This is a genomic window from Flavitalea flava (genome assembly GCF_054461575.1).
The window spans coordinates 1-26,730 of the sequence record NZ_JBTLQH010000009.1 but is presented as its reverse complement, the minus strand read 5'-3'; the positions used below and the strand labels follow the sequence as shown (position 1 = coordinate 26,730).

Below are 26,730 nucleotides of genomic sequence, written 5' to 3'. Positions count from 1 at the left end.
TCCTTTACAGATCGCTTTTCAGAAACCGTCTTCCTGTAAAGAGACAATAGACCACGATGTACAGAAAGGCGACCAGGAGATAGGTTGGGATATGACTTTCCCAAACACCGGGACCTTCAGAAGAGATAATCCCTTTTGCATAGGGAAAGGGAATGAGTTTGTCCGTTACTTCCTCCGGTAAATAATCGGCGGCCTTACTCTTATATAAATTGCGCAGGACACCAACCACTATATTTTCTACGATTAGGTAAATAAAGAAAATCCCCAGGGCCAGCCCCGCTCTTTTAATAAGCATGCTAAGCAGGAAAGCGATGAGCGAATAAGAAACCATTTGTACAAAATAAAAAAGGACAAACCGGCTTTCCTGCCAAATGGATATTTCGGCAGGGACTTTATTGCCAATAAATCCGAAGGCCAGGCTGGTCAGGGCCACCGTCAGCGTGGTGAGGACCGATAAAAGAAATACCTGAACTAATTTGACGGATATGAACTGGTTCCTGCTCCAGCCGTCGATGACGTTCTGCCGGTGGGTCTTGAACACGAATTCATTGGTAGTAAGGGTAATGATCAGGATGGCCGGGATAATGAATAACAGGGATGAGTTCCAGCTGACCGTCTGCCATACATCCGGAAAGGCAAAAGGACTACCTAATGCACTTTTACCATTTACTTTTGGGAAGGTATTGCTAAAGCCGTTATAGAACAAATAACTGACGCCGGGGATGCTGACCAGTGTGATGGCCAGCAGTATCCAGAAGGTACGATAGTTCTTTATTTTCATCCACTCCACCTGTAATAATCGTAGCATAAATAAGTTCTTTATTCGTTATTTGTGGGTCAGTTCCATGAATTTTGTTTCCAGGCTTTTTTTACGCAATTGAAGGTGGGTGAGGACGACCCCCTTTTCGAAGCAGGCCTGGTTGATACCCGCCAGATCCAGGGCGCCTTTCTCAAAGGATACCTGGAAATGCTGATTCTTTTCTTTTATCTGCTTCATACCCGGCAGGAGGGCCAGGATGGTGCGTAGTTTATTCATGTCGGCCGTGCCTAATTCAGCCAGCTCCTCATTTACCAATACTTCGTTGACATCCCCGGCCATCAGCAATTCACCTTTTCGTAAAATGGCAACATGTGTACATACTTTCTCCACCTCGTCCAGTAAATGACTGGCCAGCAGAATGGTCTTTCCCTGGCTGGAAAGATCCAGGATCAATTGACGGGTTTCCGCAATTCCCACCGGGTCAAGACCATTGGTAGGTTCATCGAAGACCAATACGGAAGGATTACCCAATAAACAGGAAGCGATGGCCAGACGTTGTTTCATTCCCAGGGAATAGCTGCTGAATTTGGAGTGTTTTCTTTCGCTCAGGTTCACGATCTCCAATACCCGCGCAATATCCTCATTCCCACGGCCTTTGATAGCTGCCGCAATTTGTAAATTTTTTTCTCCGGAGAGATAATGATAAAAATTAGGAGTTTCCAGTAAGGTCCCGATCCGTTGGCGTTGTTTCTCCGAGGGAGGTTCGCCAAACCAGGAATAGCTGCCCTTATTGGGCTGCAGGACATTCATGACCACTCCCAATAGGGTCGTTTTGCCGCTGCCATTGGGGCCAAGCACCCCGAATACCGATCCGGGAGGTACTTCAAAAGAAACTTCTTTTAATGCCCTGATACTGCCGTAATTTTTGGTGATCGATTGAATGGATAGGATGCTGTTCACGTTGTATAAGTTGTCGGGTCGTAAGGTAGACAGAATAAGACAAAAAACAAACAGCTTTTCTGTTAAGAAAAGCTGTTTGTTTTTTGTCTTAGCCGATTTCTTTTATTCGGTCTTTAACAGGCTCACTCCTGAAGTTTTCCAATTATCCCCAACCAGGAACAGGGTATACATTCCTTTGGCCATATTAAAACCAGGAATGGTATAAAGGTTGAGGCCACTGTTAACCTGTATCTGCCGGTTATAAACGATCCGTCCATTTATATCTGCCATTTGCAACCGGACCTGTCCTTTGGAATCTGAGGCAATAAATCTTACTTCGATATTCCCTCCCGATACTACCGGATTAGGGTACACGGAAAGCCCTTCCGTCTGTGCCAGGCAATTTAGTTTCACGGTCAGGACTGGGCTATAGGCCGAATTCCCGTCCAGGTCCACTAACCGGATACGATAAAAATCCTGTGAAATGCTCTGAGGAATGCTTGCCTGGTAGTGAGACGGAGTTCCGTTTGCCTTGACAAAGGCCACGGTAGTAAAAGTATTGCCGTCCGGACTTTGCCCGATTTCAAATCCACCGGCATTTGCCTCCAATCCGGTTGTCCACTCCAACAGGGCCTGACAATCTTTTTCTATACCTGTAAAAGAACTGAGGAGGATTGGTAAGGCTACGGCTGAGCTGCCGAAGGTAAAGGGGCTGAAGCTGATGATGGTATTACTGGGCCCTACAGTCCCGGTACTGCTGCCGGCTCCGTCTGCGCTGCTCCCGCCTTCCGATTGCCAGGCTCCTGCTGTATAATGTCCGACAAGCAGGCTGGCTGGCGCGGAGTGGTTCAGGGGTTTACGGGCATCGTTCCATTTCAAAGTCAGCCTGGCGGTGGCTGATCCGGAAGTAATTTGCACATCCCACCATTCCTTGTCCGAGACACCTCCGGTAACCAGGGGAGCATTGGTATTGTAGACCCCAAAGCCGCTGCCGGTATAGAGCGCCTGAAAGTCGGCAATTGCTGATAAGGCAGTGAGATCCAGGTCCGCCTTGTTCGTGCCGTCACCGATCGGAAAGGTAAAGTCGGTATTCCCGCTCTTTGTAGTATACCCGATGATATGATGGCTGGCATCAAATCCTGTATAGCCGGAGCCGGGATAAAAATATACATCCTGGGTTCCCGTTCCCGAAGTGATCTTTCCTGCGGTAAAGTTCAGCGTACCTCCGATACCATCTCCAATGGATAACCGGTTACTGAGGGTCAGGCCGGAAGTATTATTGAGGGTCAGGTTAAAACTTCTGAAATAGGCTGAGCCGCTCAGGGTTTGGGGATTGAGACCATTGAATATTGTCGTGCCTGCACCTGCAGGCATGGAAGTTTGGTCATTACTGACATTGCCGTCAAGATAAACGGTACCATCATTTTTATAGTTGGCGGTCGCCGTATTGGTAAAGTCTCCCAAGGAGGATAGTGTATTGGCGTTGCCCACATAAAGGATCCCGGTATTGTAGATCTGGGCATGGGTTGAACCCGCACACAACAACCCTGTAAAAATGAGTATAACATATTTCATACGAATCGCTTTTTAAGTGTTTGATTTAATCTTAACTTATTTGTCGACAGCCTGATAGTGCAATTTCCAACCCTTAAAGTTATTTTCCTCGCTTGTCAGGAACCAGATCAAAACCGTATTCCCCCAGCTTTTTACTGTTGGAGGGATCTTATGGCCGCTGAAAATGGCAAGGATCGGATCCTTGGTCGTGGTCCCGTTAAAGATATAGACCTGATCGATCTTTGGTTCCGTATCGAACTCTTCAAAAGATAATTGGATCTTTTTTCCTTCCGGAACGGTGAGCTGCCATTTACAATCATTCCTGCCCGTATAATTCAGCGTTCCGCTGCCGTCTTCCAGTATTCCTTCCGCCCCGGTAATTTCTGTAATCGTATTTCCGCAGAATAAAGTGCTGGAGTCGATAGTAGTTACTTCATAATACCACCAGGCGTCCTGAATAGGGGCCGGTCTGTTGGTGGAATTGGCGTGATAGGCGGCATATTGGCCAACCGGGGGCGCAACGGCAGCGGCCACAGGATGGGTATTGAATAAATAGATCGAATCGGCCGTGACAATAAAAGGATATTTCAGGCGATCTTTTTTTAGCAGGGTGTCCCTGGATAAACCTTCCTTAAAAATAGAGACCCGTATATCCGGAAGATGAGTCTCCTGTCGTAAATGTGGGGTTGCCCTTGTTGGTGATAGGGTTGCAAAAGGCGGGGAAGTTTGTAAAAAGAATTTTATGTTTTTGTATTTCCCGCCGGGAACGATTCGAACAGGTTGTTCCGTGGCCAGGGTTTGAAGATCTATGAAGGCTTTCGGTTGGCGAAATAAATGCCCCTGCTCTTTTTTTGTCAACCTGTCCTTTGTCGTCATCGGATATCTCAGTCCGGTCTTTTCCAATTCTTCCCGGATCCCGGAAACATTCAACAAACCCGCCCCTAAATTGCCCGCGTATAAAGGATTCTTATCTTCCAGGGGAGAGGCCGTATTCTTGATCAGACGCTCTATATCCCTGGGCGAAAGATCGGGGCAGGCGGATCGGATTGCCGCGACAACAGCCGCTACTACCGGAGTGGCGGCCGAGGTAGCCGATACATAGGATGCTGCTGTTTTTTGGTAAGGGCTAAAGGTGAACAGGGAGTCGCCGGGAGCACTGATATCCACGAAACTTCCATAATTGGATAATTTTAATTTGGCCCCTGTCCTGTCTGTTGCGGCGACATTGATGACTGAAGGAATAGCTCCGGGATATTGCGGTTGCATATAATAGAAATTGCCGGCAGCAGCAATGATCATTATTCCTGCTGCCTGCGCCTTTGCCATTATGGCTTTTTCCTCCGGGGCAATGAAGGAACCGGACCAGCTGCAGAGAATAATATCGGCCTTTTGCTCAATAGCGTATTCAATTCCGTTATACCCTTCCTTCAAATAATTATTCATTTTTTGATCCGATACCGCTTTTATGGGAAGGATATGGATAGCAGAAAGGTCACCATCCGATACCAGTTGTAACACTTCCCAAAATATTCCCAATACTTTTGTTCCATGCGATTCCTGTTTCAGATATTTTGGATCTGGTCTCACTTCTTCGTCATTATCCCCGAAGTCCCAGCCTTCGTAATCATCTGTTTTTCCATTATGGTCATCGTCGATATTATTACCGGGTATTTCCTTTGCATTTCGGGCAATATTTGACGCCCATAAGGGATTGTCGATATCAAAACCATCATCTATAATAGCGACCTTCAACGATTTTTTCAGATTTAGGAAATGTAAAGATGACGGGAGGTTGATGGCATTCCAGGCCCATTGATTGGATGGGCTGACGGAATGGGATTGATTTATGGGTAAGGTTTGCTGTGAACGGGTTGTATGGATAAGCAGGCAGCCTATCCATACCAACAGGAGCCTTGAAAAAGCAGATGAAGGGATGGTTATTTTAGCAGAACAATATGGTTGGTTCACAGTAATGATATAGTGAGTTTAGAAGTGAGTTTATAGGGAGTGGTTAAAGTATTTTAATGCGCAAAGATTTTTTGTTCAGTCCCCGAGGCCTGACCGATAATATAATTAGAGCTACCATTGTTTCCCTGGTGGATGGGGAGCCGGCCACGCAGATCGGGAATGCCAAAGGTATTTTGACCATCTCCACCATAGGTAGTGCCGATCAGTTGAAAAAGGACCTGATTGTCTGAAATGGCTAGGAGCTGACCATCGCAAAATGCCCATCCAACGGGTGCAAAATTGCAGCCCAGGAGAAAGATCTCGCCAACATAAGGCTGTGCCGCGTCATTTTGTGAAGGGAAGATTCCGAATAAGGAAATGCAATAGTTTAGAGCCAGGTAGGGCTGCCGGTTATCTATGGTGTGTGAAAAATGCAAAGGCGCCGGTTGGGCATTTACCCAGTTCGTTCCATCCCAGGTGATCAGATCTCCTGCCTGTGTACCCGGGTTAAGACTGACCTTATTACTGGTAACGGATAATGGCGTTTTTGCGGTAAAGGCAGTTCCGGTGGAAGGGGCCTGAAACGAGGATCCCGACCAGGTGACTAAATTTCCTGTCGTAGCGTCCACCACCATCATTCCCATTTCAGCGGGCGTTAGGATACCGGTCAGCGTCGTAATTTGAGCCGGAGTCAGGCGGGGCAGCAAGACCCCTTTTTGTGTACTCGTAATATCCAGGGCGGCCTTACTATCGGGAGTGGTCGTTCCGATCCCTATGCTTTGCTGGCATTGTGCTAGCTGATAACCTGTCAACAGGATTAGCAGGAAAATAGTGTGGGTAAAAAAAGTTCGCATATAATAATGTTTTGGAGTAGTACAGAGGAGCAGACAGGGTCTATTTTGAAATAGTATTTGTTTCAACGCCATTGACATCTCCCAGGGCATAGGGCGACAATCCGGCTCCCTGTCCGAAATGGACAGGAACCCTTCCCTGTAAATTGGGCAGTTGAAAATTGTTGACGCCGTTTCCACCATAAGTAGTGCCCATCAGGGAGAACAGCGCCTGATTCTGATTGATGGGAAGTATTTGTCCGTTACATAATGCAAAACCCTTAGGTGGAAAAGCAAAACTGAACAGATCGATCTCCGATAGAAAAGGTTCATTAGGACTTGGGAAAATACCTACCAGGGCTATACAATAGTTAAGGGTAAGATAGGGTTGAATATTACTCACGTTCACCGTAAAGGGCTGATTCGCCGGCTGCGTATTTACCCAGTTATTTCCATCCCAGGTAAGGAGATCTCCGGCAGCTGTTCCCGGATTCAGCGATACGATATTGGTGCTGCTGATAGTCAGCGGCGCGTTAGCGGTGATTGGGGTGGCCAGGTTTGAATGATCCTTCCAGCCGGTACCGTTCCAGTAGATCGTTTTACCGGAAGCGGCGTCCGTCACCATCATACCGGTTTGAGCCGGTCCCAGTGAGCCGAACAAAGTCGTTTGCTGTGCCGTGGTCAGACGGGGAAGTAATAATCCTTTCTGGCTGGCGCTCATATCCAGGGCGGCATTCGGATCGGGATTGTTCGTGCCGATGCCAACCTGCGCCAGGGCCAGCGTGGGAAGGACCGCAATTAATAAAAGAGAGATCAACGTTTGTTTCATAATTTCTTTATTTAGAAAAAAGGAATTCTGAATGGTTAGGATAGATTGTATTTCCTTATGGTGGGATAATTATTGCAAGATGGTTATTGCGAGATTGTTCCACTCTCCGTTCCTCCCGTCTCTCCCTGGATATAATCCGAAAGCCCGGGCCCCTGTCCGAATTTAAGCGGCGTCCTTCCCTGAAGATCCGGCAAGGCGAAATTAGATACCCCATTCCCTCCGTAATTGGTACCTAACAAGGAAAACAAGGCTGTATTTTGTGAAATGGACAGGATTTGCCCATTACAAAATGCCCATCCGTGCGGAGGAAAATTAAAAGGGAAGATCTGGATCTGGCTTAAGAACGGATCGCTGCGTGCGGGAAAAATACCCGTCATGGCAATACAAAAGTTAAGCGCCAGACAGGGCTGCCTGTTTTCCACGGTAAAGGTAAAGTGATGGGCCGGCTGCATATTTACCCAGTTATTTCCATCCCAGGTGATCAGGTCACCCGCCTGGGTACCCGGATTAAAAGAGATTTGATTGGTACTACTAACCACCAGGGGAGGATTGGCGGATAGATTGGCAATATCCACCCATTCTCCGCCATTCCATTCCAGGGGCTTTCCTGTCGTGGCATTCGTAACCAGCATGCCTTTTTCTGCAGCGGTAAGGGTTCCCGCCAGCGTGGCTAACTGACCTGCCGATAAAACGGGGAGTAAAACACCCTTCGTCGTAGATTGAATATCGAGCATTGCATTTGGATCCGGAGGGTTGGTCCCTATGGAAGTCTGACTGAATGCCGGACGGCCGCAAATGATAAGGACCGACAGAAGTACAGTTTTGGTAAATAGTGAATACATAAATTCCATTTTTCTGGTGATGAGCGTTGGTTCATGCGACGGGCAGGTACAGCAGGGCAGTCTGTACGGGAAATAATCAGATTCAAAAACTAACTGCGATAACAGACAGATGTTGTCGGGCAATGATGCGACGGGTTGACGGGCAGCGTGCGTAGGAAATTGGATGAGTAAGATGAATAACGGATTAAATGTATAATTAAAAACGCAGATTAAAAAATCGGAATATGTTAATGTAAAAAGGGCCACCCCGGTTTTCCGGAGCAGCCCCTTTTGATGTTTTGTCAGCGCGTTTTATTCCTTTTGGGACGGCCAGCTGACAACTAACTGATGGGTATTTCCTGTTGTACCCCTTCCTGGCCGGCAATAAGCGGCAGGCTCACTTCCAATACCCCATCCACGTATTTTGCCGTAATATTTGCGGAGTCTACGGATTCATCCAGGGCAAAGGTTCGCAGGAACCCTCCCCGGCTGTATTCACGCATGATCCATTCCGGTCTCTGAAATCCTTCCGGGGGAGTATAGGAAATGGTAAGTTCCTTTCCTTTTAACTCCAGATGAAAATGTTCCTTGATCCGGCCCGGAGCAAATACCAGCATTTCATAACTGGTGCCTGTCCTGTAAACGTTTACGGATGCTCTTTGCATCGATCTGGTAGACAGGTGTTGGTTCCTGTTCCCGTGCCGGCCATAGGGTCCGTGGTGCCCATAATGATCCTGGCGGCCTTTTGCGGCCCATGACTGATTGTAGTCCATGTTTGTTTCTTTTAAAATTAAAAAAATAGAATGTCTACAGAGGTAGACGAATGAGCCGGGGGAATATTTTAATGTTTTTCATGATACATCGAAGAAAAATCGCCTATCGCTGCCCGGCCATTGGAATCAAATGAATAACGCTGTAGTTTCAGATCCTCAATATCAGCGGGCAATACCTTGCGGGTGAAGGGATTGAGCGTTCCTCCTTTTTGACCCGGGGGAACGGTAGGTTCATATTGAAATTGAGGGTCACAGATCGTTCCGCGGGGATACATGATACCCGGCTGGCCCTTGCCTCTGATATCCAGGCTTTTGGGATGGTCCAGTCCAAGGGTGTGCCCATATTCGTGAGCTGCGGTGGTGGAATTGTTAAGTATATTGGCCAGTTTGAAATAACCGGTATTCGATCCCAATCCATCGACAAACGATATATCCTGCAGGGAAAATTCCTCGATACGGAAAAAATTGAACCGCGGATTCGTATTGTACCATACTGTTTCAGGTGAAAGATACTGTTGACAGATCCCTTCTATCTCGAATAGTATATCGTATAGCTCACCATGTATCCTGGTCTTTCCCTGAGCGTCATTCCAATGCTCTTCGATATTACGGGCAATCTGCCGGGACAGTTCCGCGCTGGCAGCATCGCCATAGAAATAAAACACGGAACGAATGATCAGCCGGTTACCGGCTTTTTTGAGTTCGGCCTCGCCCATGATCTTATTTTTTTAAGGGGAGCTTATTAGAGAATCTGCTTACTACAGAATTTGCTCTCTACCAGAATCTGCTCTAATTATGCAGAATTTCTCCTAATTTTTGATCCAGGTCTTTGCCCCTTAAACCTTTGGCAATGACCTTCCCATTTTTGTCCAGGAGAAAATTCATAGGAATGCCTTTTACCCCATAAAGCCCGGCAACATTACTTTGCCAACCTTGAAGTTCGGAGACCTGTGTCCAATCCAGCCCGTCTTTTTTAATGGCTTCTTCCCATTTTTCCTTATTATCATCCAGGGATACGCCAAGGATGGTGAAACCTTTTTTATGATATTCTTTAAAGACTTTTACAACAACCGGATTTTCATGACGGCAGGGGCCGCACCAACTGGCCCAGAAATCCACCAGCACATATTTGCCCCGGAATGAAGCTAAAGATACCGGTGTGCCTTTCGTATTGGGCAAGGTGAAACCCGGAGCTTCTTTCCCTATCGCGGTTTTCTGGGCGCTCTCCAGGGTCTTTTTGATTTCCCCTCCATAATAAGAACTCTTAATAGAGGAATCCAGTCCATTATAGATGGTGTCCAGTACTTCTGCATCGGGATTGTAGCTATATTTCGTAGCAATTCTATAGGCGGCTACATAGGAGCCTGGGTGAGCTTTTGCGTAATCTCTGGCCTGTTCATGATCTTTTTTGTCCAGCCCAATGTAGATCGTTTCAAGGCTATCGATCTTTTTCTCGTCCTTTATTTCCCTTGCTGCAGTATAAGCTGCGTCAAGGGGTGCGTTGGCTAAGTCGGCGGCCTTTTCCATGGCCAGCAGCATGAGGAATTCTTCCTGTGCCGGTACACCGACTACCACTGCATTATACATGGAATCTTTATTGCCGGTAAGAGTGAGTGTTCCATGCTGGAGGAATAATCCCAGTTGCATTTGTTTGCGCCCATCCTTTTCCAGACCCAAAAGGCAGAACTCAGGAACCGAGGCTTTTCCGGATAATGTAAATTGCCCGCCTTTGATCAGGGTAGAATCCATATTTCCTGATGTTGTTTGACGATGAAGTAAAAAGACTTTTTCGCCATCCGCACCTTGTATTTTGCCCGTGAGGGTATAGGTTGAGTCGGTTCCGTTTTTTCCGGATTGGTTTCCGGAAGACTGGCAGCCGGAGATAAGTGCGGCTAGTATGCAGGCGCTGAAAAAGGATACATAGTTCATTCGGCTAATTTACAATTAATTCCTTATTGGCTTGCCGCCTTTCAACACGCTCTGTATCCGCTCCAATGTTTTTTTCTCTCCGCAAAGACTTAAGAATGCCTCTCTTTCGAGATCAAGCAAATATTGTTCGCTGACAAGGGTTGGCTCGCTAAGGTCGCCGCCACACATGACAAAGGCGAGTTTTTTGGCAACTACCACATCGTGATCGGTGGCATAATTTCCCCGCCACATACCATTGATCCCGGCATACAAAGCACCCAGCATGGCACGGCCCTGCACCTTTACATCTTTCCTGGGTACCGGCATCGTATAGCCATCTTCGAATAATTCCAGAACGGAATTTTTCGCTTCCGCAATCCTGCGACCCTGGTTGATGCTTACAACATCCCTGCCCTTGCGCAGGATCCCCATATTATAGGCCTCATAAGCCGAGGTAGCTACCTTGGCGGTTGCTATGGTAAAGAAACGATCTTTCATCGTAATGTTCTCCGGCTCATCTTCATGCATGTCGTCGGCGGCACGGAGCGCAAATTCCTTGGTTCCGCCCCCTCCGGGAATCAGGCCTACTCCCAATTCCACCAGTCCGATATAAGTTTCTGCCGCTGCCACGATCCGGTCTGCATGGAGACTCAGCTCGCAGGCGCCTCCGAGGGCCAATCCATGGGGGGCGGTAACAACAGGAATGGCGGAATAACGGGCCCGCATAGTTGTATTTTGAAACTGGCGGATGGCCATATCCAATTCGTCGAAATCCTGTTCAATTGCCAGCATAAAGATCAGACCTACATTCGCACCGGCACTGAAGAGCGGTCCTTCATTGGCAATGACAAGGCCTTTGTATTTTTCTTCAGCCAGGCCGATGGAACGCTGAACGCCCTCCAGTACTTCTCCTCCGATACTACCCATTTTGGTATACCACTCGAGACCAAGTACTTCATCTCCCAGGTGATAGAGACGGCAAGCGCTATTTTTCCAAACAGTCTGACCTTCGAAGTTCTTCATAACCAAAAATGCCTCTCCGCCGGGCAGGGGCTTGTACGTTTTTGAAGGGATATCATAATAAAGACGTTTGCCTTGCTCCACTTTGTAAAAGTTCTTTATTCCCTGCGCCAGCATATCGTCTACCCATCCGGCCACACTGAATCCGGCTTCCTTCATTTTTTTTACGGTACTCTCCACGCCTAAAACATCCCAGCTTTCAAAAGCGCCGATCTCCCAGCCGAACCCGGCCATCATCGCATCGTCCACCCGGTAAAGTTCATCGCTGATCTCGGGGATACGATGGGAAATATAAGAGAAAAGCCCATAATGGAACTGACGAAAGAACTCTCCCGCTTTGTCACTCCCCTGAACCAGGGCCTTCAGACGGGTTTTGAGATCGTCGATCTGTTTGGCTGCCTCAACACTGGCAAACTTCGGTTTCTGACGGGGACCGTATTCGAGGGTATTTAGGTTGAGGACGAGGATTTCTTTCTCCCCTTTAGGGGTAGGGGGTGTTTTTTTGAAGAATCCCTGCCCGGTCTTATCACCCAGCCATTTATTCGCGACGACTTTTTCCAGCCAGGCCGGAATGGTAAAAACCTTGCCCTGTTCATCGTCCGGACAATTTTCCGCCAATCCGGAAGCCACTTTTACCAAGGTATCGATACCAACCACATCGACGGTACGGAAAGTGGCCGATTTTGGACGCCCGATAACAGGGCCGGTAAGCGAATCTACCTCGTCGATGGATAACCCCAGTTTATCAACCAGGCCAAAGATGGCCAGGATACCGTATACACCGATTCGATTGGCAATAAAGGCCGGGGTATCCTTACAAAGTACCGTAGTTTTACCCAGGTAGAGATCGCCGTAATGCATCAGAAAGTCCGTTACGGATGGATCTGTATGCGGAGTAGGTATAATTTCCAGAAGTCGTAAATACCTGGGGGGGTTAAAAAAATGTGTGCCGCAAAAATGCCGCTGGAAATCTTCGCTTCTGCCCTCGCCCATTAAATGAATGGGAATGCCGGAGGTATTGGAGGTGATCAGTGTTCCTGGTTTCCTGTATTTTTCCACTTCTGCAAAAACCTGTTGTTTGATATCCAGCCGTTCAACTACTACTTCTATGATCCAATCGCAACCGGCAATATCCTTCATGTTGTCCGTGAAATTACCTGTACTTATTTTTTTTAGTACGTCCTTGGTATAAACGGGAGAGGGATTGGATTTTATGGCTGCGGCCAGGGCATCGTTAACGATGCGGTTTTTTACGGAGGGGTGATCGGGAGAAAGATTTTTTGCCTTTTCAGCGTCATTCAATACTGTAGGGGCAATATCCAATAATAAAGTCTGAACGCCGATCCCTGCAAAATGACAGGCGATCCTGGATCCCATCACGCCACTACCTAATACGGCCACTTTCTTGATTATGCGGTTCATATGCAATTCAAATTAGTTAGTTAAACAACTATTGGGTTATGAAGGTAAGACAAATATTGGAAAATGAACAAGGGCACCACCCAGGGAAGTGCCTTACATCCAGCCCCAAAGTATCCGGAATAAATAAAAAGGTCAATGGGCAATGGCGAATGACTCCTGTAAGCGGGTGTGCTTAGTAAAAGTATTTACCATTGGCCATTGACCTTTCGGTTATTTGGACCAATTGATTAAGAGAGAATATTATTTTGTTATAGTATTTTGCTGAGCCTGTTTATTTCATAATTATCAGCATTGCTCAGGTGATCTTTTTTCAGTTTTAATTGCTCTTCCATCAGTGTTCTCGGATAAGTATCCCCGGTAAGATAACTGACCGTCAGATAAACACCTTTTTCGATGATCAACCGGTTACCGCATATATCCGTCATATGGACCCTGTCTTCATTCAATAAGGCACTGCTGCAATTGTATTTGCCCTTAATGGAATCCGACAGAATGGAACTGGTCTTTTCCGTAAAGGAAAGGAAGCTTAACTGGGAATAATAAAAGTATCCGTTGATGAAGTGAAATTGGATCATTACTTTCTGACGCAACAATTTCGTCCGGTAAAAAAGGATCTTATGATCCTTAAAATCGTTTATATCTTTTACCTGGAAGGATGGCATGCCAATTTTCCAGATAAGTTTGCGGGGCGACACACCGAACGGTACGTCATGGGGCGCAATGATCGTATTGGTCAGATAAGTGCCGGATTGATTATCAGGCGCTAATGCATGATGAGCAAATTCAAGATGATATTGATTGATAAAACTCCGGTAGAAACTCTCCCTCTCCTGGGAGAAGGAACTGTACCGGTTGTTATACGGCAGGAGCTTATATTGCAGATTCTGTTTCATAGCAAATTTGATATTAGATTGTTTGGGGCCCAACTGTGAAGTGGGGACGAACTTCTAAATAACAGGATTAGATATACTTATAGTATGCCAGCTCTCATATTTTATTCGTTTTATGGATAAATTATCAGGATTTTGTCCTATAGTCGTGAATAGTTGAGGTTTTTATATAATGCGTATATGTGGATATATAATCGAATTATAATGCGTGCGGGGTGGTGTGGATTTTTTACCCGGCCTTTTTTACCTGGATTACCCGTTTTTTAAGGGCATACTTTTTTATAGGTCTTTTTTCCAACCGTTGTGCAAAAATGAAAGAGCCGGCCATTTTTTGTAGCCGGCTCTTTCGTTTGTCCTTTATCGTTTATCCTTTATCGTCTCCCTTATCGTTTTCTTTATGTTCCTTTATCGTTTCCCCTGGGGTTTTCTTTATTGTTTCCGTAGGGTTAAGGCTGCTAGGAGACTCCCGATCCGGGGGCTATTTTTTCTTCCGGAGCCACAAAATGAAGTTTGCCGGAAGGATCTTCCGCCATGAGAATCATGCCATTACTTTCAATTCCCCGCATTTTGCGGGGGGCCAGGTTTGCCACGACGACTACTTGTTTACCGACGATCTCCTCTGCTTTGAAATGCAGGGCAATGCCCGAAACGATGATTCTTCGCTCATTACCGAGTTCTACTTCCAATTTCAGCAGTTTGTCGGCTTTTTCCACTTTTTCAGCCGAAAGGATAGTCCCTACCTTCAGGTCCAGTTTGCCAAAATCATCATATACGATCTGAGGTTTGACCGCTGTTTGGGTTGATTCCTCAGCTGGCTTGGGGGTTGCTGGCTGTTTGTCCCCCGCCTTACTGCCTTTGGACAGGGGAACCTCCGAAAGTCCGGAAAGGGATGGGTTTTGAGCGGCACGTAATTTTTCTGCTTCCTTGTATATCTCTGCGGACTGTTTCAATTTTTCCACCTGGGCTTTTATTTCATCATCCTCGATTTTACGGAATAATAACTCAGGGGCGCGCAAATTATAGCCTACGCTTAATAGCTTGAGTTTGCCCGCATTATCCCAATCCAGCATTTTATCCACCACCTTCATCAGGTGCAACATTTTCTGAGCCGTAAAAGGCAGGAAGGGATTGATCAGGATGGCCAGGTTCGCCGTTAATTGTAAACTTATATGCAGGCAATTATCAATCAATTTCTGATTTTCTTCGGAAACGGGGCTGGTGTTTGCTCCTGTTGCCGGTGCTCCGCCTGCAGCTGGCTGTTCTTTACTGGCCGCTTGTTTTTTGTCGCCTGGGGCTTTCTTCCACGGTTCTTTTTCCTGGAGGTATTTGTTGCCTTTCCGCGACAGATCGATCACCTCGAAGAGGGCTTCCCGGAATTTGTATTGTTCGAGCAGATTTTCCACTTTTTCTTTTGACAATCCTATTTCCCGGATGATCGTCCTGTCCGTATCGTCTAAAATATCCTCATGCAGCGGGGGAACCTTCCCCTTGCAAAGTTTGTGCATTAGTACCAGGGCCCTGTTGACAAAATTGCCGAATACCCCTACCAGCTCGCTGTTGGTGGCGTCCTGAAATCCTTTCCAGGTAAATTCGCTGTCTTTGGTCTCCGGCGAAATAGTGGTTAAATAATAGCGTAAGGTATCGGCTAACTGACTGCCTCCATTCTCCTTTTTTATAAAATCGTCGATGTATTCCTGCATGTCGAGTTTCCAGTTACGGCTCGTGCTCATCTTATCCCCTTCCAGGTTCATGAACTCATTGGCCGGCACATTATCCGGTAAAAGGTTCCCGTGTAATTTCAGCATCACGGGAAAGATGATGCAATGGAATACGATATTGTCCTTGCCAATAAAATGGACCAGTTTACTGTCTTTTTCATACCAGTATGGTTTCCAATCCCTTCCGGTATCGAGGCTCCATTGCCGGGTGGCGCTGATATATCCGATGGGCGCATCAAACCAGACATACAATACTTTTCCTTCAGCTTCCGGCAGGGGGACCTTTATCCCCCAGTCCAGGTCCCTGGTCACGGCCCTGGCCTGAAGACCTTCGTCGATCCAGCTTTTGCATTGACCCAGTACGTTATTTTTCCAATCACCCTTATGTTCTCCCAGGATCCATTCTTTCAGAAAGGCCTCGTGTCTGTCCAGCGGCAGATACCAATGTGTAGTCTTTCTTTTGACAAGGGGTTTACCACTTAAGGTACTATGCGGATTGATCAGCATTTCCGGGCTAAGAGTGCTGCCGCAGTTCTCACATTGGTCGCCGTAAGCACGGGCGTATCCGCAGACCGGACAGGTTCCCATAATATACCGGTCAGCCAGAAAGGTCTTTGCCTCATCGTCATAATATTGTTCGGTTTCCTTCACCTCTAATTCCCCCCGGCTATGCAGATCGGTGAAAAATTCCTGAGCAGTCTCGTGATGGATTGGCTCACTGGTACGGTGATAGATATCAAAAGAGATCCCCAGATCAGCGAAATTTTGTTTGATCAATGCATGATACTTATCGATAATGGCCCGGGGAGTCGTATTTTCTTTCATCGCCTGGATGGGAATGGCTGTTCCATGTTCATCACTGCCACAAACGAAAACCACATCTCTTTTTTGAGCCCTCAGGTAACGCACATAAGTATCTGCAGGCAAATAGGCCCCGGCCAGGTGGCCGATATGTTTAAGCCCGTTCGCATAAGGAAGCGCGGCCGTGATCAGGTATCTTTTTGGTTGGTTCATAAGCTAACCCTTCAAACCCCGGAAAAGGGGCTGATTTTTAGTGAGCTGCAAAAATAAACCAAATGGATCGCTTTATGTCTATAAACTGGGGAATCCTTACTCCTGGAGGTTAAATTCCACCATGGCATTGCGTTTGTAATCCGTGGACAGGAAGATGGTGTGTTTTTTACCTCTTACGGTAACTTCCAGCAGGGCTGTATTGGGAGGAAGTTTGCCCAGGTTTTCCGCAAATAAGACCAGGCGGTTGACGGGAAGGCTCCGGTCGATCCGGATCCATAAGGTTTTTGCCTGGGCCTTTAGTTCCAGGTGAGCGAGGATCCGCTCGTCATTCAGGTAAAGAGATACGGAATCTCCGTCGATCTCCCCGTTGTCGTAAAGTTCGATCTTTACGGAATCCAATCCCGCCGGCACAGGTACGGAAGAGATAAGTGGTGTTTGCCGCCCAAGTAAAGAAACCCATTGTTTTTCCCGGGCTGAGTCCTTTTTTGGATGATGGGTAACCGGAGGCAGGGGGATGAAGGGCGGCGCCTTTTTCTCCAGCCGGATAGAAACCGGTTCACGACCGCTCCAATGCCCTTCCAGCACTTCTTTATGCCCGTTACGTTTATAATGCAGAAGATAGCGGCCCTGAGGACCTTCTTCCTGCTTGGGTGTGCTGGAATTTGATGTACCTGAACCAGGCGTACCGGAATAATTGACGGTGGTCTCCTGTTTTTCTCCCGGGATCTTTTGGTCTGCACTGTCTTCCCGTATCGATAAGGTCGAATCCCTGGAATGGAAATGCCCGCTTACGATGAATTGGCGGAAATACTGGGTTTCGGGATAATACCAATGCAGGACTCCGCCAAATAAGGAATCTCCGGCCGAAATATTGAGGATTATTTTATGCTTTTTTTCGGAAAGACTGCTCGTGGAAGATCCCGTCCACTGTCCCGTAAGATCCTGAGCCTTTAAAACAAATGTTGAGCCCGGTAATAAAAACATGATCGCCAATAGAAACCGCATTTACCTAAAAGTAGTAATTTTAAAATTCCTTCCAGGGATGATCTGGAATACATAGCCTTGACGCGGCAATATTAATTCAATTGTTAAGATGAACCGAAAAAATTTCTGATGCGGCGTAAAAATTTTCTTTCTTCCTTATTGACAATAGGAGCCTTTCCTGTTTTGGCAGGAGCTGGTGATAAGCAGGTACGGCTTCCTCAGCAAACTCCGGCCTATCTGCAGGCCGGCGATACGATCGGGATCACCTGCCCGGCCGGGTTTATTACCCTTTTGGAGATCCAGCCTGCCATACAATTGATAGAAAGCTGGGGTTTCCGGATAAAAGTGGGCAGTACGGTAGGTAAAAAAGATTTTACGTTTGGAGGAACGGACACCGAAAGAGCAGCTGATCTCCAGCAGATGATGGATGATCCGTCTCTAAAGGCCATTCTCTGTGCCCGCGGAGGGTATGGTGCCGTTCGTATCATCGATCAGCTGGATCTGACCGGCCTGTCCCAATATCCAAAATGGATCATCGGGTTCAGTGATATTACCGTTATTCATTGTCATCTTCACCGCAACCTGAATATGGCCTCCATTCACTCGAAGATGTGCAATAGTTTTCCGGACGACTGGTCGAAGGCTGAGCCTGTTCAGGCGCAATCGATCCTTTCTATCCGGCAGGCGCTTATGGGAGAAAAGATGCTGTATACGGTCCCGCCAAATGAAAATAACCGGCCCGGTTCTGCAACCGGGGCCCTGGTGGGCGGCAATCTCAAAACGATTGAAACGCTGTCTGGCACCCGTTCGGATATCGATACCCGGGGAAAGATCCTTTTCCTGGAGGATACCGGTGAATATTTATATAGTATCGACCGGATGTTCTGGAATCTGGAACGTACGGGTAAATTATCCGGTCTGAAAGGCCTGGTGATCGGCGGTTTTAAAGTTAAACCCGATGATCCGGGAGATGATTTTGGCCGGACGCTGTATACGATCGTCCGTGACAGGGTGAAACAATATGATTTTCCGGCCTGCTTCGATTTCCCGGTTGGGCACCAAAAGAATAATTTTGCCTTGAAGATGGGGGTTGTGCATTCCCTGTTGGTGAAGACGGATCAGGTAAGTTTGACGGAGGCATAGCTTTTTTAGTCATTCCGCTACAAAGCACATCATATAAAGTTTTCAGGTAAAGTCTTAACTGTAAAGTCTTAACTATGGTCAAACTCCCTCCCTCCTTACAGCCCGGCGATACCATCGGGATCCTTTGCCCCGCTGGTTTTATGCCCCGGGCAAAAGCACAGACCTGTATCGACACCTTGCAGGACTGGGGATACAAGGTCCGGATCGGAAAGACCCTGGAGGGAACTTCCGACAATTATTTTTCCGGTACCGATGAGGAGCGCCTGGCCGATCTTCAGCAAATGCTCAACGATCAGGAGGTCAAAGCTATCCTTTGCGGGCGCGGCGGTTATGGTCTCAGCAGGATCATCGACAGGATAGATTTTTCGAAATTCAAAAAAGACCCGAAATGGATCATCGGTTTTAGCGATGTCACCGTTTTGCACACACATATTTACAGCAACTTCGGGATAGCGTCCCTGCATGCACCCATGACCTCGGCTTTTAATGACGATGGGAATAAAGATGTTTATGTTCAATCTCTTCATGAAGCGCTCGAAGGAAAAAAAGGACGGTTCCAATGCCCTCCTCATGATTTTAATAAGAAGGGCGAAGCGATCGGAGAACTGGTGGGTGGCAATCTTTCCCTCCTGGTCCATCTCACCGGAAGCGATTCCGAATTAAAAACAAAAGGAAGGATTCTTTTCCTGGAAGATGTGGGAGAGTATCTGTACAGTATCGACCGGATGTTCTGGCATCTGAAACGGAGCGGTAAACTGGACCGCCTGGCCGGGCTGATCATCGGCGGATTCACGGATAATAAAGATACCGAACGGCCTTTCGGAAAACCGGTTTATGATCTTATACAGGACGTGGTGAGAGAATATGATTATCCTGTCTGTTACGGTTTCCCGGTTAGTCATGGAAAAGAAAACTATGCCCTGAAGGTGGGGGTTGGGTATAAATTGAAAGTGGGCAAACATAAAGTGGTGCTGGAAGAATAAAGTGGCCTTTATGCCAGCGTGCCGGGGATCGGTAAAAATCACCGCGATTTCGATTTCGGTAATGAGTTGGGCCCGGGACCAGCTTCGCGCACCCTGGTTACTTCCTGTGAGGCAACCGGGTCGTTCTCGTTATTAAACTCTGCCCGGATAAAGGTAACGATAGAGGCTATCGCATGATCATCCAGAAAACCGCCATGTGCAGGCATTACCCCGTTATAGGTTTTGCCTTTTACCTTAATCTCCCCTTGCATGCCATTAAGGATGATGTTGATCAGACGTTCTTTATTCCCGGTTACCCAATCGGAACCGGCCAGGGGAGGATAGCGGTTATTATCCCCTTGTCCATTATGCTGGTGGCAACTCCTGCAATAGGAGGTGAACAAAACATTCCCTTCCATTTCACTGCCTTTGCCCATATTATCCCTAACCTCGTCCGGAGTTTTGATATAAGACCGGGATTTCCTTTTTTCCATACCGGCCAGTTCGTTCTCCCCGAAACTATTTTTGTTCCCCTTATACATGACCCGCCAGATCCTGCCTTTATTGGATTCGGAAATATAGAGGGACCCATCTGGCCCCGTTGCCAATCCCATCGGACGGAACAAGGCGTCACTGGTATTCATGACCGTGTCTACCCCTGTAAATCCATCTGCAAAAACTTCCCATTTTCCGTTCGGGGCGCCTTTTTCGAACGGTACAAAACATACGATATATCCGGCCTGTGGATATGGCGATCGGTCAGTAGAACCATGAAAGGCAATAAAGGCTCCCTTTTTGTAGCGATCCGGAAATTGATCGCCCTGGTAGAATAAAAGCTCCATGGGCGCCCAATGCCCGGGGAAAGCAATTATCGGGGTATCGAATTTAGCGGCCCTGCCCACTATTTTGCTATCCCCTCCATACGCAGGTTGGAGGATGTTTTTCCCCTGTATCTGATCATAATACGCATAAGGCCAGCCGAAATCCGAATTTTGGGTGACCTTTAACAACGGCTCTCCCGGAAGAACTGCTGCCTGCCAGGAAGAATAGACCTTTGGATACCGGGTATGGAAATTATCCATTCCATTCATGACGGCATAGAGGCTGTTATCCATGGGATTCCAGGCTATACCTAATACGCTTCTGATACCGGTGGCAAATCTGATCCCGTCTTTCTGGGTCTGACCGGTTTTAGCGGCATCGAATTTCCAGATTCCGGCATGGTTTTCCAGGTCCCCAGAGGGGTCCACACCCTTGCCTTCCGGAATTCCTCCCGGACCAGCCGTATGAATGTCCTGTCCGCCATCGGTGGGTGCGCCGAAAGGAACATACATGTTTCCCTGATTGTCAAATGCAAAGGGTTTGGCGGCATGCCAGTGATTCTTCAGGTTTGGGTCCGTATCGGTCATTATCACTTCCCTTTTATCCTCTGGGATCAATTCGCCCGGCGTCAGTTTATTCCGGAAGATCTCTTTCTCCGTAGAGGTATACAGGTAGCCTCCATGGATTAAAACACCGACTGGGAGACCTCCCTCATCGGTATAATCGCCAAAATAAGTGATCTCATCTGCTTTGCCATCACCGTTATTATCCCTTAATCCCACTGTTCCTCCGGATCCATGTAATGCATCGTTATACACAAGTTTGGCATAAATATCTCCATTTTCGTTGACCGTTATATGCCGGGCTCTTCCGATACTATCGGCTACCACTACTGCCTCAAAATTTCCGGGAAGGATAAGGCCTCCATTGTCTTTATCTCCTGGTGGAAGGTCTGCAGGGTTCTTATGGTGATTTTGACAGGCCGTTAAACTGCAGATCAGTATAATAATTGAAAAATAAGAAATGTTTGAACGACGAGGGAAGTGACGGAATTGTAAAAATACGCGGCAAGCGAATGGGAACATGATCTTTGTTTTAGGATAAAGTCTAAGGTTTAAAAGGTGCACTAAAATACGGTGTTTTATTAAGCGGGGAACAGCCGCTTGTCATTTAGCCATTAATTAATCTGCCCGTTCTTTCCGGTTCCTCTTCCTGCTCACTTACGCCAAATCGCATGAAAATAGTGAGATTTGGCGTAAGTGAATTCCTTCAGATCCGCCAAAAGTGGGGTAAAAATGGTACTTTTGGCGTAGGTGAACTCTTTCAGATCCGCCAAAAGTGAGGTAAAAAAGGTAGATTTGGCGGATCTGAACCTTAGTTAGAATAGAAAAATTTATGCAAATGGTTCAAAATCAAATAGCTGGACGAGAAGAAGAAATGGCGATCATGCAGGAGGTGCTAAAGTCTAAAAAGGCTGAGTTAATGGTTATTTATGGGCGCCGACGCGTGGGGAAGACTTTTTTGACAAGGACATTCTTTAAAGACCATTTGTGTTTTGAACTATCCGGCAGTCAGAAGGCCAACCTGGAAACACAACTATTTAATTTTGCCAACGCGTTAGGAAAATACATGCAAACCGGTATACTACCCCGTAGTCCTTTAAGCTGGCCGGAAGCGTTTATAATGCTGAGTGAATACATGGAACGTCTTCCGGGAGAAGAAAAAAAAGTAATCTTTTTTGATGAACTACCCTGGCTGGATAGCATGCACTCCGGTTTCCTGAGTGCATTCGATTATTTCTGGAACTCCTGGTGCACCAGGCATTCAAATGTAATAGTGGTAATATGCGGTTCTGCGGCATCATGGATGATAAACAAAATAATTTTCAATAAAGGAGGCCTGTATAACCGGGTAACAAGGCAAATTAAACTATTGCCTTTTACATTAACGGAAACACAGGCATTTTTTAAATTGAAGAATATTAAACTGGATCAATATCAGATAGCTCAGCTATATATGGTTATGGGAGGCGTTCCGCATTACCTGGAAGAAGTCAAAGGCGGCAAAAGCGCCATTCAAAATATCGATGACATTTGTTTTGCAGCCCAGGCCCCACTGCGACAGGAGTTTAACAAACTCTATCAATCTTTATATGATAATGCAGCGGTGCACATGGATATAATAAGGGCATTAAGCGCGCGACGGATGGGGCTAACCAGAAATGAAATAGTGGAGCAGGCTAAACTAAAAAGCGGCGGGTATCTTACCTCCGTATTGAACGAACTGGAAGAAAGCGCATTTATAACAGCTTATATACCTTTAAACAAAAAAGTGAAAGATGCCCTATACAGACTTACCGATGAATATTCTCTGTTTTATTTGAAATTCATAGAAAAAAATCAATCCTATGAAAAAGGAACCTGGGCACTTTTAAGCAGTCGCAGCAGCTGGAAGGCCTGGAGCGGATACGCATTTGAAAACCTATGCCTCAAACATATAAAAAAGATAAAAATGGCCTTACAGATAGGTAATATTTATTCAGAACAATCTGCCTGGTACGATAAGGGAGAAGGAGCCCAAATCGACCTGGTGATCGATCGGGCAGACAGATGCGTAAATATTTGCGAAATGAAGTTTTCTGAAACACCCTATACTTTAACTGCTAAATATGCCAAGGAACTGCAGCATAAAGTAATGGCGTACAAAAATAGCATTAAGACCAATAAGACCATTTTTACAACCCTTGTTACTACTTTTGGGGTAAAGGATAATGAATATTCGGCGCAATATGTTGACAGTACAGTAGTGCTGGGAGACCTGTTTTGAATGAACCCGTTTTCGACGCAGAAAAGTTTATAAAGCTGAATCACTGGAAGGTATCAAACCATTCAAAAAATCATGGGTCACCATATCACCGGTCACTATATCGTGTCCTTCCCCTTTTTGAATCGCCTCTGCCAATTCTTTCATCTTTTGCAGAATGGCTTTCATAAAGGAAGGGCCGAAGCTTACTCTGGCTACTCCCGCTTCTTTCAATGTTTTCAGATCCGGCGCCCCGGGCCGGGCCAGTATATTGATCGGTGCAGGGATTGCATTGACCAGCTTTTGGATAAGGTCTTTTTCTTTTAAAAAGATCGGGAAGATGCCGTCTGCACCTGCGGTTAAATAGGCATTGCTCCTGGCCAGGGTTTCCTGCCATTGCTGTTCGGGGGAAAGTTCTGCTTTCATAAAAGCGTCTGTCCGGGCGTTGATGAACAGGGGGATTCCCATGTTTTCGGCCGTTGTGCGTATCAGGCGGATCCTTTCTGCCTGGACATCTACCGGCAGGAGCTCGCCTGTTTGCCGATGGCTGTCTTCTATATTGATCCCTGCAATGCCGGTCGCGATCAGTTGGCGGATATTGGATGCCAATCCCTCGCTGGTTAAGGAATAACCGCTTTCGATATCAGCCGTTACCGGAACGCGTACCCGGGTTACGATCTTTTTCAGCACGGCTAACACTTCTTCAAAGGGCATATTCTCCCCATCGGTATAACCGCCGGCAATGGCCACGGACATGCTGCCCGTGGCGACCGCGGGATAACCAATGTTTTCCAGTAAAGCTGCCCCTAAGGGATCCCAGATATTCGGCAGGACTAAAAGCTTATCGGACCGGTGAAGGTTGGATAATAGTTGGGCCTTGGTTATCTGTTCCTGAGGGTCGTAGTGTGTCTGGGTGTTTTCCTGCTGGTTTTCTGGTAAAGACATATGTTAATTGGTTTGAGCGACCTGTTGAGGTTAAAGGTAAAAAAGAAAAAGGATTACCCGGGGGGCCAGTTCATTCAGGCCGGGTAGTCCATCTCTTAGGGGAAGTAGTCCATCACTCCGTCTGAATTGTCCAACCTGACCGTGATATAGATCACCTTAAAATAGTGAGATAGATCCTGAAAAAGAGGAATGGATAAGGCGGTTATCTGATGGTTGTTTCGCAATTTTACCAAAACAAATACTTTCTATGGAACTGGAGATCATCACAGAAAAATTACGCTTAATTGTACCTGGGAGTGCTTCGGATATGGGCGCTTACCTGGCAAGCCCGGCCGCTCCGGGAAAATATTCTGCAATAATTTTAGGTATGGAATTATTCGGGGTCACCGATCATATCTGCGATATTGCCCGCAGGGTCGCCAAACTGGGCTATCTGGCAATTGCGCCCGATTTTTATCACCGCACCCTTCCTGACTTTCCACTGCCTTATACCGAAGAGGGGCGGAGAAAAGGGTTTGAGTCGCTCCACCAATTGGATCGGGGTGGAGTAAAGGCAGATGCGCAGTCCGCCATCGATCATATCCGGTCCCGTCCGGAGGCTTCCGGTAAAGTTGGATTCATGGGGTTTAGCATGGGTGGGCATCTTGCTTATTACTCGGCTACCCAGTTGGATTTAGTGGCCACTGTTAGTTTTTATGGCGGATGGTTATTAAACACGGATATAAAGCTCAGTCAACCGGAACCTACGATCACCCTTACTTCAGGAATAGCCGGATACGGTGGCAAAATCTTGTATTTTGCCGGAGATAAGGACCCGCATATTCCCCCGCAGGACGTGAAAAAAATAAAAGAAGCCCTGGAAGCAGCGGGGGTCGGTCACGAAATCGTGAGTTATCCGGATGCCTCCCATGGATTCTTTTGCGATGCACGTCCGGATAATTATAACGAAGCTGTCCGTGATGATGCCTGGCTCCGGGTACAACGTTTTTTTGCCGGCGCTTTTTAATTAGATAATTACGAGGTGGCCCTCTCCCATTTTTTTTATATACTGCCGGTACTCCTGTGGGGTTTTGTTGGTTATTAATTTGAAAAATTTAAAGAAATTGACCGGGCTATTATACCCGCATTCATAACAGATGTTCTGCACTGAATATTCTTCATTTTGCAATAGTTTGCAGGCATGGCCGATCCTTAATTCATTCAGGAAACGGGTAAATGTTTTTTGCGTTCTTTTTTTAAAATACCGGCAGAAAGAGCTTGGCGCCATATTGCAGATCAGGGCCACCTCGCCCAGCATAATATCCGAGTCGAAATGCTGAAGCAGGTATTGGTAGACTTCATTGAACCGATCCATATCTTCGGTTTTATGCGAATTTTTATAACCGATGCTGGCCAGGTATTCAAACTCTTCCGTTCTGGTAATGACATCGATAACCAATAGAAAATAACCCAACTGCTCAAAGCCTTCGCTTGCCGCCAATTTTTTTATGAGTTCTATGATTTGTTTTTTGCTTTTCCCATAAAAACGTAACCCCCTGTCTGCCTTGTTCAACAAATTGGCGTAGCGGGATATACACTCCGCATCATCCGTAATGGCTGGGATGATGGCAGGTGGGAAATAGGTGGTGGTGGCCTTGGTAAAAAGATCCTTTTGTTCCTGATAAAAGACCGAATCGCATCTCCATAAATGTGGGAGCCCTGCATTTTTGAGTATGAGTTCCCCTTCTGAGAAATTACCCACATAATCGCCTATGATAAATTTTCCGTGGCCCTTTTCCAGCCAGACCAATTCACATAATTGATGGTAATGAAAAGGATGATCAAAATAGGGTTTATAAATTTTTTTTACCCAGATCCTCTTTTGCCCCAGAATAGGAGCATCTACGACCAATTCTGCTTTCATACACAAGTTTTATTAAAATATTTATTCGGTTGCATGGAACAAGGGGTAAAAAAGTGTACAAAAGTAGTAAATTACGGTATTCAATAGATAAACAAAGAATATAGGTTTGGCTATAAATTAAAATGATATGCTCTTGCCAAAAAAACTCATTCCCTTTACTTTCCTTTTTGTAAGTTGTTTTTCTTTCGCCTTGTCCTTCGTTGCGGCGCCGGCCTATGCCCAAACCAAACCTTCCATCGGTAAGGAAACGGCCGAACAAAAAGCTAACCGAATGCAGTGGTGGACCGATGCCCGTTTTGGCATGTTCATCCATTGGGGGTTGTATGCGTTGCCGGCAAGGCACGAATGGGTAAAAAGCTACGAACATTTGACAAACGAGCAGTATCAGAAGTATTTTGATCAGTTTAATCCTGACCATTTTGATCCGGCTAAATGGGCCGGAGAGGCAAAAGCTGCAGGGATGAAATACGGGGTGCTTACTACAAAGCATCATGATGGTTTTTGCCTGTTTGATTCAAAATATACCGATTATAAAGCCCCGAATACCGGCGCCAGACGTGATCTCGTGAAGGAGTTTGTAAATGCTTACAGGGCTAAAGGGCTTAAGGTCGGATTTTATTATTCCCTGCTCGACTGGCACCATCCTGATTATACCATGGATAATGTTCATCCGCTTGTTAAGGTGGATGGCAGCGATGCGAATTATGCCCGGCTTAATAAAGGCCGGGATATGTCGAAGTACAG

22 protein-coding genes are annotated in these 26,730 nt (G+C 46.6%); 5 read left to right on the top strand and 17 right to left on the bottom strand.

The window, feature by feature from the left end:
• Nucleotides 1–4: 4 nt before the first annotated feature.
• The 14 genes from ACX0G9_RS10785 to ACX0G9_RS10720 all read right to left on the bottom strand — a co-directional run bounded on the left by ACX0G9_RS10785 (nt 5) and on the right by ACX0G9_RS10720 (nt 17,430).
• On the bottom strand, nt 5–808 hold the full coding sequence (locus tag ACX0G9_RS10785) for an ABC transporter permease (protein WP_459064906.1): 804 nt from the start codon (nt 806–808) through the stop codon (nt 5–7).
• 18 nt (nt 809–826) lie between these two features.
• The gene (locus ACX0G9_RS10780; RefSeq protein ID WP_459064905.1) at nt 827–1,720 is read right to left on the bottom strand and encodes an ABC transporter ATP-binding protein; all 894 of its coding nucleotides are present in this window, start codon (nt 1,718–1,720) and stop codon (nt 827–829) included.
• Between the two features lie 102 nt (nt 1,721–1,822).
• Nucleotides 1,823–3,274 (bottom strand): T9SS type A sorting domain-containing protein, encoded by a 1,452-nt coding sequence (locus tag ACX0G9_RS10775; RefSeq protein WP_459064904.1) that lies wholly within the window; start codon nt 3,272–3,274, stop codon nt 1,823–1,825.
• Nucleotides 3,275–3,310: 36 nt separating this feature from the next.
• Entirely contained in the window at nt 3,311–5,221 is a 1,911-nt protein-coding gene (locus tag ACX0G9_RS10770; RefSeq protein ID WP_459064903.1) for a S8 family serine peptidase, read from the bottom strand.
• 53 nt (nt 5,222–5,274) lie between these two features.
• Nucleotides 5,275–6,054, bottom strand: a complete 780-nt coding sequence (locus tag ACX0G9_RS10765) for a tail fiber protein (protein ID WP_459064902.1) — start codon at nt 6,052–6,054, stop codon at nt 5,275–5,277.
• 40 nt (nt 6,055–6,094) lie between these two features.
• The gene (locus tag ACX0G9_RS10760) at nt 6,095–6,859 is read right to left on the bottom strand and encodes a phage tail protein (RefSeq protein WP_459064901.1); all 765 of its coding nucleotides are present in this window, start codon (nt 6,857–6,859) and stop codon (nt 6,095–6,097) included.
• Nucleotides 6,860–6,942: 83 nt separating this feature from the next.
• The gene (locus ACX0G9_RS10755) at nt 6,943–7,701 is read right to left on the bottom strand and encodes a phage tail protein (protein ID WP_459064900.1); all 759 of its coding nucleotides are present in this window, start codon (nt 7,699–7,701) and stop codon (nt 6,943–6,945) included.
• 320 nt (nt 7,702–8,021) lie between these two features.
• On the bottom strand, nt 8,022–8,453 hold the full coding sequence (locus tag ACX0G9_RS10750) for an Hsp20/alpha crystallin family protein (protein WP_459064899.1): 432 nt from the start codon (nt 8,451–8,453) through the stop codon (nt 8,022–8,024).
• 68 nt (nt 8,454–8,521) lie between these two features.
• Nucleotides 8,522–9,169, bottom strand: a complete 648-nt coding sequence (locus tag ACX0G9_RS10745) for a peptidase M10 (protein WP_459064898.1) — start codon at nt 9,167–9,169, stop codon at nt 8,522–8,524.
• A gap of 73 nt (nt 9,170–9,242) precedes the next feature.
• Entirely contained in the window at nt 9,243–10,382 is a 1,140-nt protein-coding gene (locus tag ACX0G9_RS10740; protein ID WP_459064897.1) for a redoxin domain-containing protein, read from the bottom strand.
• Between the two features lie 15 nt (nt 10,383–10,397).
• Nucleotides 10,398–12,803, bottom strand: a complete 2,406-nt coding sequence (locus ACX0G9_RS10735; protein WP_459064896.1) for a 3-hydroxyacyl-CoA dehydrogenase/enoyl-CoA hydratase family protein — start codon at nt 12,801–12,803, stop codon at nt 10,398–10,400.
• A gap of 248 nt (nt 12,804–13,051) precedes the next feature.
• Entirely contained in the window at nt 13,052–13,696 is a 645-nt protein-coding gene (locus ACX0G9_RS10730) for a hypothetical protein (protein WP_459064895.1), read from the bottom strand.
• A 452-nt stretch (nt 13,697–14,148) separates the two neighbouring features.
• A complete protein-coding gene (metG, locus tag ACX0G9_RS10725) occupies nt 14,149–16,425 on the bottom strand; it encodes a methionine--tRNA ligase (RefSeq protein WP_459064894.1) in 2,277 nt (758 codons plus the stop codon).
• Nucleotides 16,426–16,521: 96 nt separating this feature from the next.
• Nucleotides 16,522–17,430, bottom strand: coding sequence for a hypothetical protein (locus tag ACX0G9_RS10720; RefSeq protein WP_459064893.1), 909 nt, complete (start codon nt 17,428–17,430; stop codon nt 16,522–16,524).
• 108 nt (nt 17,431–17,538) lie between these two features.
• On the opposite strand from ACX0G9_RS10720, the gene ACX0G9_RS10715 reads away from it, so the two are divergent.
• Nucleotides 17,539–18,552, top strand: a complete 1,014-nt coding sequence (locus ACX0G9_RS10715; protein ID WP_459064892.1) for a S66 peptidase family protein — start codon at nt 17,539–17,541, stop codon at nt 18,550–18,552.
• Nucleotides 18,553–18,626: 74 nt separating this feature from the next.
• The gene (locus ACX0G9_RS10710) at nt 18,627–19,535 is read left to right on the top strand and encodes a S66 peptidase family protein (protein ID WP_459064891.1); all 909 of its coding nucleotides are present in this window, start codon (nt 18,627–18,629) and stop codon (nt 19,533–19,535) included.
• Nucleotides 19,536–19,573: 38 nt separating this feature from the next.
• On the opposite strand, the gene ACX0G9_RS10705 is transcribed toward ACX0G9_RS10710, so the two are convergent.
• A complete protein-coding gene (locus tag ACX0G9_RS10705; RefSeq protein WP_459064890.1) occupies nt 19,574–21,421 on the bottom strand; it encodes a c-type cytochrome in 1,848 nt (615 codons plus the stop codon).
• A 316-nt stretch (nt 21,422–21,737) separates the two neighbouring features.
• On the opposite strand from ACX0G9_RS10705, the gene ACX0G9_RS10700 reads away from it, so the two are divergent.
• A complete protein-coding gene (locus tag ACX0G9_RS10700) occupies nt 21,738–23,162 on the top strand; it encodes an AAA family ATPase (protein ID WP_459064889.1) in 1,425 nt (474 codons plus the stop codon).
• Nucleotides 23,163–23,189: 27 nt separating this feature from the next.
• On the opposite strand, the gene ACX0G9_RS10695 is transcribed toward ACX0G9_RS10700, so the two are convergent.
• Nucleotides 23,190–24,083, bottom strand: coding sequence for an isocitrate lyase/PEP mutase family protein (locus tag ACX0G9_RS10695; RefSeq protein WP_459064888.1), 894 nt, complete (start codon nt 24,081–24,083; stop codon nt 23,190–23,192).
• Nucleotides 24,084–24,330: 247 nt separating this feature from the next.
• Here ACX0G9_RS10695 and ACX0G9_RS10690 point away from each other — a divergent pair, with 247 nt between their 5' ends.
• On the top strand, nt 24,331–25,089 hold the full coding sequence (locus ACX0G9_RS10690; protein WP_459064887.1) for a dienelactone hydrolase family protein: 759 nt from the start codon (nt 24,331–24,333) through the stop codon (nt 25,087–25,089).
• Here the strand turns inward: ACX0G9_RS10690 and ACX0G9_RS10685 are convergent, their stop codons facing one another.
• Complete coding sequence (locus ACX0G9_RS10685; protein ID WP_459064886.1) at nt 25,090–25,986, bottom strand: AraC family transcriptional regulator; 897 nt, start codon at nt 25,984–25,986, stop codon at nt 25,090–25,092.
• 127 nt (nt 25,987–26,113) lie between these two features.
• Here ACX0G9_RS10685 and ACX0G9_RS10680 point away from each other — a divergent pair.
• A partial coding sequence (locus tag ACX0G9_RS10680; protein ID WP_459064885.1) for an alpha-L-fucosidase occupies nt 26,114–26,730 on the top strand: 617 nt, incomplete at its 3' end.